We start from the raw sequence: 14,204 nt of genomic DNA on the forward strand, positions 1-14,204 counted from the left end.
GACGCATCAGATCGGCAGTTGAAAAGAAAAAATCCGCATAAATGCATAAAAATACTCCGAAAATTTAGGAATCCTTTTTGATGAAAGTATGGTATAGTAAAAACGTATTTCACAAAAAGGAGAGAGACTGAAAATGGAACATAACAAAAGAAGCAGCTTTTCCGGCAAACTCGGATATGTCCTGTCGGCTGCGGGAGCATCTGTTGGGCTGGGAAATATCTGGAGATTTCCGTATCTGGCAGCAAAGTACGGAGGCGGCATTTTCCTGCTGATTTATATTTTGCTGGCGTTGACCTTCGGCTATACCATGATTGTAGCGGAAACCGCGATTGGGCGCATGACGAAAAAGAGCCCGGTCGGAGCCTTTTCCTCTTTCGGCAAATCGAAATGGCTGTCTGCAGGCGGCTGGATCAATGCGATCATTCCTGTGCTGATCGTACCGTATTATTCCGTAATCGGTGGCTGGGTCATCAAATATCTGGTTGAATATATCAAAGGAAATGGTCAGAAGCTGGCAGCAGACGGCTATTTTTCCGATTTTATTTCAAACGGAGCATCTACGGAAATCTGTTTTACGGTATTTGCGCTGTTTACGCTGGCGATCATTTATGCGGGTGTGCGTAACGGAATCGAGCGCGTATCGAAATTCATGATGCCGATTCTGATCGTGTTGTCCGTGATTATTGCAATTTATTCGGTAACGCGTCCGGGCGCACTGGAAGGTGTGAAATATTTTCTGGTACCGAATGTGAAGAATTTTTCCTGGATGACTGTGGTTGCGGCGATGGGACAGATGTTTTATTCCCTGTCGATTGCTATGGGAATTTTGATCACGTTTGGATCCTATATGAAAAAAGATGTTTCGATTGAGGATTCGACGAGAAATGTAGAAGTATTCGATACAGCCATCGCAATTATGGCGGGCCTGATGATCATCCCGGCAGTATTTGCCTTTTCCGGCGGAGATCCAGAGACGCTGCAGGCAGGACCTGCGCTGATGTTTATTACGATTCCGAAAGTGTTTGCAAGCATGGGATTTGGAACAGTAGCTGGAATTTTATTCTTCGTACTCGTGTTATTTGCAGCGATCACAAGCTCGATTGCACTGACAGAGAGTGCAGTGTCTACCTTTGAGGATGAGCTTCACTGGGGACGCAGGAAGGCAGTTGTTTTGGTTGGCGTGATCATGCTGGGTCTGGGGACTTTATCCTGTATGGGATACGGTCCGTTGTCCTGGGTAAAGCTGATCGGAATGCAGTTTCTGGATTTCTTTGATTTTCTGACAAACTCTGTTATGATGCCGATCGCAGCAATTGCGACCTGTCTGCTCGTGTCGAAAGTAGTTGGAACAAAAAGCATCGAAGAAGAAGTTATGCACGGCGAGAGCGCATTTCGGAGAAAGAAGATTTTTAACGTGATGATTCGGTATTTATGCCCGATCTTTGCGACGATCATTTTGATCAGCTCCGTGGCAAATGCATTTGGGTGGATTTCAATGTAAAAAGAAAGGTGCATTTTACCGCTGCTTATGGTGGAGAAGGCTCTTCCCGAAACAATAGAATGCACGCTCTGCGAGCATTCTATTGTCATGAATGAAAACGGCAGACCTCAGTGGTCTGCCGGAAAAAGAATTTTTTGTTGCCTGCGGACGGTGTCCATGATTTCGAGCTCGAGGCAGGATGCCTTCAGCCAGGAATGACGGATAAGGGAAGGTATCCCATCCGCTGAGTCATTTTCCAGCGCCTGCTGCAGCTGGTCGATTAAGCGGACAAATTCAGCTGCTTCGTAGACCATGTTGTTGGAAACAGCTGGAATGTTCGGATTTTCGGTATGACCGTCTCGAAACAGGAGCGTGAGCTGCTGGGGATCCTGAATTTTATCGATCAGCAGGGTTGCGGCTTCTCCCTGAATCTGGGATGGCAGATACGAATCCGAGATTTTGGAATACCGGAGCGTTGCCTGCATATCCGGGTACTGTAAAAGAACCGTGCCGGCGCCTTCGAAGCCGTTGGATAAGAAAATGCTGCTGCTCTGAATCGAAGCCGGCATGCCAAACAGGGAGACGAGCGGATGGACACAGTAAACGCCGATGTCCATCAGGGCAGCGTTGGAAAGTGCAGGATGGAAAGCGTTTTCGATGATCCCCTCTTTGAAATGGTCATAGCGGCTGGAATATTTACAGAAAGAAAAATCTACCTGCCGGATTGTTCCAAGCACAGGCAGCAAGGAACGGATCGCTGCAAAACCCGGAGAAAAGACAGAGCGCATGGCTTCGAGCAGAATGACCTGATTTTTTATGGCAGTGTCATACATCTGTTGAAATTCCGAAGCATTGGAGGCGATTGGTTTTTCACAGAGCACATGCTTGTGGTGTTGCATCATCAGGATGCTCTGGGCCGCATGGCAGAAATTGGGGCTGGCGATGTAGACTGCGTCGATCTGGTCTGAGTTGGCCAACGCCTCCAGAGAATCAAAGACAAGCGAAACGTTATTTTTTTGTGCATACTCCTGCGCCCGCGCAAGCGTTCTGGAATAGACAGCGCAGAGCTTGAAATCAGGCAGTGCAGAGGCTGCCTGGAGAAATTTATCGGTAATGGTGTTTGTGCCGATTACAGCGAAACGGATCATGTGGAAGCCCTCCTATATTATCAGGTACTATCAGTATAAGACAGGAATGCAAGAGGCTTCAATTCTTTTTTTGACGGACACCCCGAAATAGAGCAGCTATGGAAAGGAGCGGATTGTGAAAAAATTTTTTATCGGACTGGGGATATTTTTTGTACTTGCGGGAATTGTGTTCTGCGCAGCTGATACGAAAGATACGAGTGCGCGTGCGCAGGCGCTTTATGACGCGCCGGTTGTCACCATGCAGGATCTGGAGGAATGGAAAAATCAGGACACGCAGCAGGAAGTTGTGGTGACGCAGATTCCACTGACCGGCGATCTGGTTTCCGATCCGCGAAAGTTTCTGGATGGGCAGTTTTATTATCTGAAAGTGGAAAAATGGGTCTATCAGAAAGAAGAGGATGAGGATTCTTCCGGCTGGGAAAAAGAGGATGGTGGCAGCTATACAGTCCGGGGCGATCATGTCGCAGCTGCATTGGACGATCAGACAGAGCTGACGGAGGATAATGTTCGCGGTCTGGAATGGTTTGACGAATTTTACCCGGGCGGAAAAAATGGAGATACCCGTTATCAGATCTGGGGACTGGGAGAGGATGCGCAGCTGACGGCGGTAGCGCTTGTCGGAAACGGTGAAGTGACGGTGCAGAAGCCGTCCGAGGGACACGCATATCTCTATTTTTACGGGACAGAAGATGATTTCTATCAGTATGTGGAGGATTTCGTTGAAGGCGACAGCTTCCTGCTGCTGATTGTTGGATGGTTTTTGGCGGCGATCTGTTTTGGAATCGCGTGGTTGTTAAGAGGACACAAAGCCTCCGGCAACATTTTTATTATGTGTGCAGCGTCTGTGGTGGCCCAGAAGCAGGCGTATCAGCAGTTGAACGATGTGGAAAAACTGCGGTTCTGGGGGCTGAAAATCGCGGCTATTCCGTTGGAAATCGGCGGATTTGCGGCGATTTGGATGCATTCGGACAGTACATTATGGATTACGGTCGGAACGGTGCTTCTGATTTTTGGAGTCGCGGCATGGATGGGTTCGTCTGCGTCGGACGAGAATCTGGAGGAGCTGGAAGAGAACGACTGAACGGAGAATTTATCCGATACATGAAAGAAGCGGGATCGCGTTTGCGTCCGCAAAGTGCATGACGTGAGGGCGTCTGCAAAATGTAGGAAAAGGTTGAAAAATAAAATTTTTCAATCACGAGGTTTGTGTCTGCGCGCACTTGACACGAACTCGGCATGCGCAAAAAGCGTGCGCAGAAATGAGAGGGAAAGATGAATTTTTTAAAAAGAAGACAGCAGCTGTTCGATCAGATGGAGGAAAATGCTGCACTGATTTTATTTTCTGGAATTGAAACACATGTGAGCGCGGACGAGTACGCGCCGTTTGAGGCGAACCGCAACTTCTTTTATCTGACGGGATTGCGCCGGGAGCGGATGATTCTGCTCATGAAAAAGACAAAACGCGATCCGAAGGAAATCCTATTTATAGAAGAGGCTGACCCGACGCAGGAGCGCTGGTATGGCAGGAAGGTGACGGTCGATGAGGCAAAAGAGGTTAGCCAGATCGAAGATGTGCGTTTCCTGGAAAGCTTTGACGGGGTGTTCGATATGATGATGACCCGCGAGGATGTCAAAAGCCTGTATTTTGACTGTTATCGCCATCAGCAAGAGGATCTGCCGGATTACAATGCGGTAAAGGCGAAGGAATACGCAGCGCTGTATCCGGGACATCCGATCAGAAATCTATTCCCGTATGTGGCGCAGATGCGGATGCAGAAGGATGCAGACGAGGTCGCACAGCTCAAAACGGCGATCGGAATCACTGACAATGCACTGCAGTATGTGATGAAGCATCTGGAACCGGGCATGGCGGAATATCAGGCGCAGGCGGATTTTGAATATCAGATCATGTATCAGGGCGCGGATGGAACTTCGTTCCCGACGATTGCCGGAAGCGGTGCAAACGGTACAATGCTGCACTACGAAACCAACCGGGATATCTGCGAGGACGGCACGCTGCTGTTGATGGATCTGGGCGCAAAATACCAGGGCTACTGTGCGGACATCACGAGAACCTATCCGGTAAACGGGCATTTTACGCAGCAGCAGAGGGCGGTTTATGAGGTCGTTTTGAAAGCAAACCGGACGATCGCAAAAACGGCAAAGCCCGGCATGACGCTTCGGGAGTTGAATGACGTCTGCAAAAAGGTGCTGGCGGAGGGATGTATCCGTCTCGGTCTGATTGAAAACGAGGAGGAGATCGGCACTTACTACATGCACAGCGTATCCCATCATCTTGGAATCGACGTGCACGATGTCAACACGCTGGAGAACGATAAGCTGCTTCCCGGAATGGTCATCAGCGACGAACCGGGGCTGTACATCGATGAATGGGAAATCGGCATCCGAATCGAGGACGACCTTCTGATTACGGAGGACGGATGCGAAGTCCTTTCGGAGCAGATTATCCGCGACCCGGATGAAATCGAAGGGTTCATGCAGAATCGTTGATGCGTATTTATTCATCGTATAGGAAACTTCGTTTCCTATACGATAATAAACGCTCCGCGCGGATCGCACTGCAGCGGAATGGAAGAATGTCGCTTGCGCGACCCGCCGCAGGCGGAGAATCCTGCTTTGCAGGATTCTTTTTATATATTCATAGAAAAAACATCCTGCGTCATATATTGGAAAAGAAAAAACGACTGTGACAGCCGGGTACCGGAACGTGCGGCGAAAGGCTGTCTGAAACGGAAATCAGGATGGAACGATTCAATGACGCGGTGCGGACAGTCTGCGACCTTTTGTGGAATTTTCCAATGCTGGTGCTGCTTGCCGGGACACATTTGTATTTTACAATTCGACTGGGCTTTATTCAAAGGAAGCTGCCGGATGGACTGCGCCGAAGCCTGTCCTCTGCCGGATCAGGAGGGCTGTCACCCTATGAAGCACTGTCAACCGCCCTGGCGGCGACAATCGGAACCGGAAATATCATCGGAATTTCGAGTGCAATTGCGATCGGAGGACCCGGGGCGGTTTTCTGGTGCTGGATCAGCGGCTTTTTCGGGATGGCGACCTGCTATGCGGAAAGCGTGCTGTCCGCAGCGTGCCGGAAAAAGCGGGCAGACGGAAGCTTTTATGGCGGACCGATGTATGTAATGGAGCAGCTGTTGCACAATCGGCTGCTGGCGGTTCTTTTTTCCGTCTTTACCGTGCTGGCGGCGCTGTGCGTCGGAAGCGGTGTGCAGGCGCATTCCTTGACAGCGGTAATTTCTCGCAGGCTTCCGGTGTCTGTACACTGGATCGGCATCGCAGCGGCGCTTTTGGCGGGCAGCATCCTGATCGGAGGAGCGAAAAAAACGGCGAAGGTTTGTACCTGCCTGGTTCCGGTGATGAGCGTGCTGTACCTGGGTAGCTGTCTGTTTTTGCTGGTAAAAAATGCAGCATGGATTCCGGCGGCGCTTCAGGCGATTTTTGTGTCTGCTTTTTCGAAAAAAGCGGTGATCGGAGGCATTGCAGGGACTGCAGTGAAAATGGCGGTTCGCACCGGAATGGCGAAGGGACTTTTTACAAACGAGGCTGGAATGGGCTCGATGCCGATGACGGCGGCAGCGGCGGAAGGGCTATCTCCGCGGGATCAGGGGCTGGTTTCGATGACGGGAGTGTTCTGGGATACGCTGGTGATGTGCGCGGTGACGGCGCTTGCAATTTTGAGCGATATGGTAAAAAATGCCGCTCCTTACAGGGCGGCTGCTGTAGATGAATATTGTTTTGTTGCATTTTCGAACCTGCCGGTTGCGGGGGAGGATCTTTTGTCGCTCTGCCTGGTGCTGTTTGCATTTGCGACGATTATCGGCTGGAGCTTTTATGGGGAATGTGCGGCGCGGTATTTGTGGGGCGAGAGAGGTGTAACGGTATTTCAGGTGATTTACATGGTGTTTGTATATCTCGGATCCGTCTGCTCGCTGGAGCTGGTCTGGAACCTATCGGACCTATGCAATGCCTGCATGGCGGTTCCAAACCTTTGGTGTCTGTGGAAATTGAAAGAGCTGATTGTGGAAAAGACCCGGAACTGATCAGAGGTTCGGGTTCTTTTTATGGATTTTGGTGCTGGTAAAGCCGGAGCCTTTGACCTCGTTTGCATCACTGATGATCAAAAAGGCATGGGGGTCGATTTCCATGACAATCTGATTCAGGGAAGCCATTTCGCGGCGGGAAACGACGGTCATCAGGACGGGCTGATCGGTCTGCAGATAGCCGGTCGTCGCATTTAAAAGGGTGCAGCCGCGGTCAAGACGGGTAAAAATTGCCTGCCGGATTTCTTCATAATGACTGCTGACGATGTCGGCGCGCGCCTGATGGGTGCCGATGACTAAAACCTTGTCCAGCACAAAGGTATAGATCATGACGAGCAAAATGCCGTAAAGACTTTCTTCGATGTCGGAAAAGAACATCTGCAGAATCAGGATGGAAAAATCAAACACATAGAGCGTTGCGGAAACAGGGAGATGGAATAGTTTTTTTAAAATCAGGGGCGGGATGTCCATACCGCCGGTGGATGCGCCTGCACGGATGACAATGCCAATGCCGGCACCGATCATCATTCCGCCGAGGATCGTGCAGAGCATTGCGTCCTTCGTCAGGGAGGACAGCGCCGGGAACTGCTGCCAGAATGCGAGCAAGATCGGGTAAAAGAATGTGGACAAAAGCGTAGTCGCGGCAAACTTCCAGCCGAGCACAAAAAATCCGAGTAAAAAGGTCAGGATATTGAAGCACAGTACGAACGCTGTGATCGGCGTATGGAACCAGTGCGCAGATGCGAGGGCCAGACCGGTCGTGCCGCCGGTGATGATGCCGGATGGCAGGATAAAGGCGACGACTGCAAGGGAATATAGGGCGTTTCCGAACAGAATCAGGAAAATCCGGAACAGATTTTTTAACGTATGGTGCAGCTTGGGTGACATGGCAGTTTCCTTCTTTCAATGTGATAATACAGTAAAGCGACAAAAAAAGCGGGATATGTGAACCCCACACATCCCGCTTCCGAAAATTCTTTTTGTATTATAGCGTTCGAATGCAAAAAAGTAAACAGATTATGACTTTGTTATGGAAAAAAGTACAATTTGTGGATATACTGATATCAGGGTCAAAAGGTCGGAAATCCGACGCAAGTGTGCTTGCAGGAGGTTTTTCGAACTGTTGACTCTGGTATCATAAACAGAATAGAATAAAGATTGAAAAATAGTAACTGTTCCGTAGGTCTGCGCATTTACTGCGTTGACCGTAAGAAAACTTAGGCTGGAAGGCAAAAATCCTATCGGCACAGCCGATTTGGAATGGATTTTTGCGCGTAACTGTGAGGGGACTGAACAGTTATGAAAAATAGAATTTTTCAATCGCGAGATTTGTGTCTGTGCGCACTTGACACAAACTCGGCATGTACAAAAAAATGTGCGCAGAAATGAGAGGAAAATATGGCTAAAAATATTACCGTGGATAATTTTGAAAAAGAGGTACTGCAGGCGGCAGGCCCCGTTTTGGTAGACTTCTGGGCAACCTGGTGCGGACCCTGCCGGATGCAGGGACCTGCAGTGGAAAAGCTGGCAGAGGAAGGCTATAACGTCGGCAAAATCAATGTGGACGACGAGGGTGAGCTTGCAGAGCGCTATCATGTGATGAACATTCCGACTCTGATTATTTTCAAAAACGGCGAAGAAAAAGAGCGCATGGTCGGCGTACAGAGCAAAGATCTGCTGGAAAGCAAATTAAAGGCGCTGGCATAAGGCGTTGTGACAAAGCATTTGTTACAGGAAACGGCTTGCTTTCAGCCGCTGTCGTAGTACAATGAAATGGCATCACGCAAAGCGGCAGGATATGCCGCATAGATACAAAGGGGAAAGAGGGAAATAACATGGAATTGGGAATTAGCACAGATTTTGCAAACGAGCCGTGGGAATTGGAAGAAATCAAAAACAAGCTCCGCGAGATCGCAGAGGCTGGCTTTACGCACATTCACTGGTGCTTTGACTGGGATGGGGATTATCTGTACGCCCGCAGCGAAATGGAGCAGATCCGCAGCTGGATGGACGAGCTTGGATTGAAAGAAAAAGGACTGCATGCTTCGAAGGGCAGCCGCCGATTTGTAGAAAGATATGCAGAGGCACCTCATGGCAGAAAAGACTACCTGTCTGAGCTGGAGCCGAACCGTATCGCGGGCGTCGAGCTGATTAAAAACCGTGTGGAGCTGGTTCATGTGCTGGGAGGCAAGGAGATCGTGCTGCATATGTATCTGCCGACAAAGAGCTTTGAAGAAAAGCCGGAAACCAAAGAGCTTTTCTATCAGCAGGCATGCAAGTCTCTGGATGAGCTGCAGCCCTATTGTAAGGAGCTTGGGGTGAAGATCTGTCTGGAGAACCTGTTTGAAGCTTCTGCAAAAGATCAGATCGAGCAGTTTGATTATCTGTTTGGACGTTATCCCGCAGATTTTCTGGGACTGTGCATCGATACCGGACATGCAAACCTTGTCGGCGGCAACGAGTTCATCAAGCTGCTGGCAACCCGCTATGCAGACCGTTTCTTCTGCCAGCACCTACATGACAACAGGGGCTGGGGAAAAGAAGATGGCTGCGGAGACGCACATCGTCTGCCGGGGGAATGCAGCATTGACTGGAAAGAAACCATGAAGCTTGTCCGGGCGTCCGCTTACGAGCAGCCTTTCGTGATGGAAGTTTCCAAGCCGGAAGGGGAAGACTGCGCACATTACTTAAAGCGCGCCTATGAAGCAGGCGTTTGGATGGCAAATTTATAGAATTGATAAAGATTGTCCGGAAAGGGGGATCTGTATGCACTATGCGGAAGAAGAAATGCAGTATCATCTGCAGATTCATAACGGGCAGGTTGGAAAATATGTCATTTTGCCGGGAGACCCTAAACGGTGTGAAAAAATCGCCGCATATTTTGAACATCCGGTTTTGATTGCGGACAGCCGGGAATTTGTGACGTATACCGGAACGCTGGAGGGCGAGACCGTTTCTGTGACCTCGACAGGCATCGGCGGTCCCTCTGCGGCGATTGCGATGGAAGAGCTGTTCAAAGCGGGCGCGCATACGTTTATCCGCGTCGGAACCTGCGGCGGCATTGACACAGAGGTACAAAGCGGCGATCTGGTCATTGCAACCGGTGCGGTACGGGCTGAGGGGACGAGCCGGGAATATGCTCCGATCGAATATCCGGCAGTCGCAAACCTGGATGTGATCTGCGCACTGCGAGAGGCAGCCCGGGATCAGGCAATCCGATTCCATACGGGCGTTGTGCAGAGCAAGGACTCCTTTTACGGACAGCACGAGCCGCAGGTCATGCCGGTGGATTACATGCTGCAGCAGCACTGGGGCGCGTGGAAAAAGATGGGATGCCTTGCATCGGAAATGGAATCCGCGGCGCTGTTTATCGTGGCGCAGTATCTTCGGGTGCGCTGCGGCGCGGTATTTCTGACGATGGCAAACCAGGAGCGGGAAGTGCTCGGACTTTCTAACCCGGTCGTCCACGACACAGACATGGCGGTGCGCGTCGGCGTGGAGGCACTGAAAAAGCTGATCGCACAGGATCGCATGACGAAGCTGTGAGCCTGGGATCTGTCTGTTGAGCCGCGTAATCAGGGATGGATGTTGTTCTGCACAGAGTATTTTCCATGTCACCATAACAAAAAGAGCAGTTCCCGTGACGGTGGGAACTGCTCTTTTTCATACAGAATTTTTTAATTCTGTTTCATTCGTTTTAAAATTAAGCGATTTCGTTTACTGCTTTAGCCAGACGGGAAACCTTTCTGGAAGCGGTGTTTTTATGATATACGCCCTTGGAAGCAGCCTTGTCGATAACTGTGGTTGCGTTCAGCAGTGCAGCCTTTGCAGCTTCCTTGTCCTGTGCTTCGATTGCAACACGAACCTTCTTAACAGCGGTCTTAACAGAAGATTTGATTGCTTTGTTTCTTTCAGCCTTGGTCTGGTTTACTAAAATTCTCTTCTTTGCAGATTTAATATTTGCCACGATGATACCTCCAATGAATTAACCCAAAAATGTGTGCTGTATCGTATTACATTAAAGCCGGACACGGACGTTCTAATGCAAACATACATATGTATTCTATTGGATGAAAAGAATTCTGTCAATAGATATTTTCTGGATTTTTGGAAAAAATGGGAATATAGTTCTTACAGTTCACTCGTACCGTTTGTAAGCAGATTTCATGCTCGCATGAAAATCTGCTTACAAAAAGGTACGAAGGGAGAGCCACTTTATGAGTAAAAATGAGCTGCGAAGCAGCGGAGAGCGTCGAAGACGCGGTTCATGACAATAGAATGTTCGCGGAGCGAGCATTCTATTGTATTGTGAATGGCGCGAGTGAACTGTAAGAAACACAATCTTAGAAGGAGGGAATGCGAATGAGCGTTTTTGTCGTTCGAACAGATCTTGCACTGGAAGAGGGGGAACGGATTCGGGAGTCCGGCGTTGAGATTCACGGGGTAATTCTGGAAGAGGAAACCAGACCGGAAACGGGAATTTTGGTGACGCGGGTAAAAATAGAGACGAAAAATGGCGCAAAAATTATGGGGAAACCGATCGGAACATACGTTACACTGGAAGCCGGACAGCTTGGAAACGACGAGGAGGAGTATCAGCAGGAGGTGGCGAAGGAACTTTCGATGCAGCTGCAGAAACTGATTCCTGATCTGGAGACTGAAAAATCCGTGCTGGTCGTGGGGCTTGGAAACCGGCAGGTGACGGCGGATGCGCTGGGACCGCGGGTGGCGGACAGACTGTTTATTAACCGGCACATCATTCTCGAGTTTGGCGCTGCAGCGTATAACCGGAAAAAAATGAACCGCGTCAGCTGTCTTGTCCCCGGTGTAATGGCGCAGACAGGCATGGAGAGTGCGGAAATCGTGCGGGGCGTTGTGAAGGAGACAAAGCCGGATCTGGTGCTGGTTGTCGATGCGCTTGCGGCGCGTAGTACAAAGCGGTTAAACAGGACGTTCCAGATCAGTGACGCAGGAATCTATCCGGGTTCAGGGGTCGGCAACCACAGAAATGCGCTGACCGGGGAATCTCTGGGAGTGCCGGTGCTTGCGATTGGTGTGCCGACGGTAGTGGATGCTGCGACAATCGTCGGAGACGCGCTGCGGGAGATGGAACAGGAAAACGATTCTGCGTTGCTTCAAAATCGCGAGCATCCGCAGGCACTGTCCGGTCTGAACAATATGTATGTGACCGGAAAGGACATCGATGAGACAATTTTGTATCTGAGCGAAATCGTGTCGAATGGAATCAACCGGGCGCTGAACCCGGAAGGGTGATTGCGAACCAACCGGCATTGAATCCGGAAGGGTGATTACGAACCAGTCAGGTGCTTGGTTAGGAAAAGTGATGGCGAACCAATCAGGTGCTGAGTCAGGAAAAGTGATTCCAGCCTTCCTGTGCGCATATATTGCAGCATGGGGAAAAAAGACAGACCGAAAAAAAACAGATATCGGGCAGTAATCGCCATTGTGATAGCCGGAATTGTTTTTCTGGCGTTTCCGCGCGCAGAGGAACGAAATTTCAGGGAGCTTCTGACGGAGAATGCAGAGCTGGAGCTTTTAAATGCCCTATGTCCGGTGATCGCAGCGGCAGGGGACAACGGCAGGCTCTTTGTGTCCGGATGGATTTTTCCGTTTCTTGGTTATCAGAGCAAAACAAAAACCGCGCAGCTGGCGCAGGAAAATTCTGATATGGTGGAAAAGATTCTGCTGGCGGAAGGAAGGGACGAATACACCGGGATGAGCGGTGACGATACAGAAAAAAATGCGCCGACGGATGGCAGGGACCTATCGCTTGAAGAGCTTGCGCGGTTGGAAAATGAGCAGGCGGGCGGAGGAAAAAGCGGACAAAACGGCGTGGCGGACGGCAGCGAAACCGATGGGAGCAGTGCTGCATCCGACCGCGAAGGACAAGGCAGCGGCGGGATCGAAACCAGACCTGGCGATAGTCAAAACGAAACCGGCGACACAGCAAATAGCTCCGGCATCGGCGATTTTACAGCCTCTCTTCCGGAGAAGCAGCGTACCTACAACTGGTCGGAGCTTACGAGTTATGATGCGCTGGTGCGGGAATTTTATGCGATCGATCCGGCAACCGCGGCGGACGAGACGCAGCTGAATCAAAAGGCGCTGCTTGGCAGGGTGCTTTCCGTACAGAAGCGGACGGACGACCAGCCGCAGATTTTGATTTATCATACCCATTCGCAGGAAGCCTTTGCCGATTCGATTCCGGGAAACGCGCAGACCGGAATTATGGGCGTCGGGGAGGTGCTGGCGGAAATTCTTCGCAAACAGTATGGCTATAACGTGATGCATCATATGGGACAGTATGACGTGGAAAAAAGGGATTATGCCTATTCCAATTCCCTTCCGGCGTTGGAAGCGATTTTGAAGGAAAACCCGTCGATTGAGGTGGTGATCGACCTGCACCGGGACGAAGTGGCAGAAGGAACGCGGCTCGTTACGGAGATCGGCGGCAAAAAAATGGCGCGCTTCATGTTTTTCAACGGACTGTCCAGAACGAGACGGCTCGGGGACATTGATTCGCTTCCGAATAAAAATATTGCGGATAATCTCGCATTTTCGTTCCAGATGCAGGTGCTGTGCAACGAGTATTACCCGGGGCTGACCCGCAGGATTTACTTGAAAGGCTACCGTTACAATATGCACTTAAAGCAGAGGTATCTGCTGATTGAAATGGGGGCGCAGACCAACACCTATGAGGAGTGTATGAATTCCTGTGTTCCACTGGCGCAGATGCTGGATCTGGAATTGTCGGGAAAAACAGATTTTACGCTTGATCCGGAGAAAGGATGAGAGTAAAATGAGAATAATAGTCTCCCGTTTTGCAATGCCCGGCGGATGGGCACATAACGGCGTTGGAGTTTTCATAAATAAAACCCTTTCGTTTGCCATAGGCGGAAACCCACTACCTTTAGGTGGTGGGAGGAGCCTTGTAAATCTTTAATCGTTAACCCTGATTCTCAATATATTTTTGTATGGTAGTTGACGATACTTCTCCAATGCTGCAAGCAAAATATCCGTCTGACCAAAATATTTTTTTCTTCCAATACTGTTTAGACAGAAACGAACCATATTTGTGCCATAAGTATTAGCAATATCGTTAACATCATCAGCGATAGAATCTTTGAGTAATTGTTTACGATATTTGGTTACTAGAACTATATCTACTTTAAGGCTGTATTTCCGTCTGTTATGACGATTGTATCTATTATCCATAATTCACGTCACCTCAAAACATTGATTTTCACTAATTATTATTATATAATATATTTAGTGAAATATCTATGAAAGGAGTACATATATGGAACAAATGACTATTACAGCTAAAATTCAAATAGTCGTAGATGAAACAGATAAGGTTTTGCTTGATGAAACTATGTCTGTTTATCGTAATGCCTGTAATTATGTTTCAGACTATGTATTCCGTACTCATGACTTAAAGCAGTTTTCGCTCAATAAGGTTTTGTATTCTACTTTACG

The 14,204-nt window shown here is 49.4% G+C and carries 13 protein-coding genes and 2 pseudogenes; 11 read left to right on the plus strand and 4 right to left on the minus strand.

From position 1 onward, the window contains the following. Positions 1-133 precede the first annotated feature (133 nt). Positions 134-1,501, plus strand: coding sequence for a sodium-dependent transporter (locus OCV62_RS10365; protein ID WP_021914596.1), 1,368 nt, complete (start codon positions 134-136; stop codon positions 1,499-1,501). 107 nt (positions 1,502-1,608) lie between these two features. On the opposite strand, the gene OCV62_RS10370 is transcribed toward OCV62_RS10365, so the two are convergent. Then, positions 1,609-2,628 carry a Gfo/Idh/MocA family protein gene (locus OCV62_RS10370; protein ID WP_262586505.1) on the minus strand — a complete coding sequence of 340 codons (1,020 nt, stop codon included), beginning with the start codon at positions 2,626-2,628 and terminating at the stop codon, positions 1,609-1,611. Positions 2,629-2,743: 115 nt separating this feature from the next. Between OCV62_RS10370 and OCV62_RS10375 the strand changes: the two genes are divergently transcribed. The 3 genes from OCV62_RS10375 to OCV62_RS10385 all read left to right on the plus strand — a co-directional run bounded on the left by OCV62_RS10375 (position 2,744) and on the right by OCV62_RS10385 (position 6,704). Beyond that, positions 2,744-3,709: a hypothetical protein gene (locus OCV62_RS10375; protein WP_262586507.1), complete on the plus strand. Its 966-nt coding sequence runs from the start codon at positions 2,744-2,746 to the stop codon at positions 3,707-3,709. A gap of 191 nt (positions 3,710-3,900) precedes the next feature. Next, positions 3,901-5,139: an aminopeptidase P N-terminal domain-containing protein gene (locus OCV62_RS10380; protein ID WP_262586509.1), complete on the plus strand. Its 1,239-nt coding sequence runs from the start codon at positions 3,901-3,903 to the stop codon at positions 5,137-5,139. 251 nt (positions 5,140-5,390) lie between these two features. Continuing rightward, on the plus strand, positions 5,391-6,704 hold the full coding sequence (locus OCV62_RS10385; protein WP_262586511.1) for an alanine/glycine:cation symporter family protein: 1,314 nt from the start codon (positions 5,391-5,393) through the stop codon (positions 6,702-6,704). Here the strand turns inward: OCV62_RS10385 and OCV62_RS10390 are convergent, their stop codons facing one another. Then, positions 6,705-7,592 carry a YitT family protein gene (locus OCV62_RS10390; protein ID WP_262586513.1) on the minus strand — a complete coding sequence of 296 codons (888 nt, stop codon included), beginning with the start codon at positions 7,590-7,592 and terminating at the stop codon, positions 6,705-6,707. Positions 7,593-8,102: 510 nt separating this feature from the next. On the opposite strand from OCV62_RS10390, the gene trxA reads away from it, so the two are divergent. From trxA to udp, 3 genes are all read left to right on the plus strand, one after another. Further along, a complete protein-coding gene (gene trxA, locus OCV62_RS10395) occupies positions 8,103-8,411 on the plus strand; it encodes a thioredoxin (protein ID WP_021914602.1) in 309 nt (102 codons plus the stop codon). Positions 8,412-8,539: 128 nt separating this feature from the next. After that, positions 8,540-9,436 carry a sugar phosphate isomerase/epimerase family protein gene (locus OCV62_RS10400; RefSeq protein WP_262586515.1) on the plus strand — a complete coding sequence of 299 codons (897 nt, stop codon included), beginning with the start codon at positions 8,540-8,542 and terminating at the stop codon, positions 9,434-9,436. A 34-nt stretch (positions 9,437-9,470) separates the two neighbouring features. Beyond that, positions 9,471-10,250 carry a uridine phosphorylase gene (udp, locus tag OCV62_RS10405; RefSeq protein ID WP_021914604.1) on the plus strand — a complete coding sequence of 260 codons (780 nt, stop codon included), beginning with the start codon at positions 9,471-9,473 and terminating at the stop codon, positions 10,248-10,250. Between the two features lie 157 nt (positions 10,251-10,407). Here the strand turns inward: udp and rpsT are convergent, their stop codons facing one another. Further along, positions 10,408-10,671: a 30S ribosomal protein S20 gene (gene rpsT / locus OCV62_RS10410; RefSeq protein ID WP_021914605.1), complete on the minus strand. Its 264-nt coding sequence runs from the start codon at positions 10,669-10,671 to the stop codon at positions 10,408-10,410. Positions 10,672-11,066: 395 nt separating this feature from the next. Between rpsT and gpr the strand changes: the two genes are divergently transcribed. The 3 genes from gpr to OCV62_RS10425 all read left to right on the plus strand — a co-directional run bounded on the left by gpr (position 11,067) and on the right by OCV62_RS10425 (position 13,668). Then, positions 11,067-11,978: a GPR endopeptidase gene (gpr, locus tag OCV62_RS10415; RefSeq protein WP_262586517.1), complete on the plus strand. Its 912-nt coding sequence runs from the start codon at positions 11,067-11,069 to the stop codon at positions 11,976-11,978. A 138-nt stretch (positions 11,979-12,116) separates the two neighbouring features. Beyond that, positions 12,117-13,517, plus strand: a complete 1,401-nt coding sequence (spoIIP, locus tag OCV62_RS10420; RefSeq protein ID WP_262586519.1) for a stage II sporulation protein P — start codon at positions 12,117-12,119, stop codon at positions 13,515-13,517. 7 nt (positions 13,518-13,524) lie between these two features. Next, entirely contained in the window at positions 13,525-13,668 is a 144-nt protein-coding gene (locus OCV62_RS10425) for a hypothetical protein (protein WP_262586521.1), read from the plus strand. 3 nt (positions 13,669-13,671) lie between these two features. On the opposite strand, the pseudogene OCV62_RS18800 reads toward OCV62_RS10425, so the two are convergent. Next, a pseudogene (locus tag OCV62_RS18800) lies at positions 13,672-13,940 on the minus strand (transposase). An 85-nt stretch (positions 13,941-14,025) separates the two neighbouring features. Between OCV62_RS18800 and OCV62_RS18480 the strand changes: the two are divergent. Further along, positions 14,026-14,204, plus strand: a pseudogene (locus tag OCV62_RS18480) (RNA-guided endonuclease TnpB family protein); the annotation flags it as partial.

Source organism: Gallintestinimicrobium propionicum (assembly GCF_025567525.1).
Classification (GTDB): Bacteria; Bacillota; Clostridia; order Lachnospirales; family Lachnospiraceae; genus Gallintestinimicrobium; species Gallintestinimicrobium propionicum.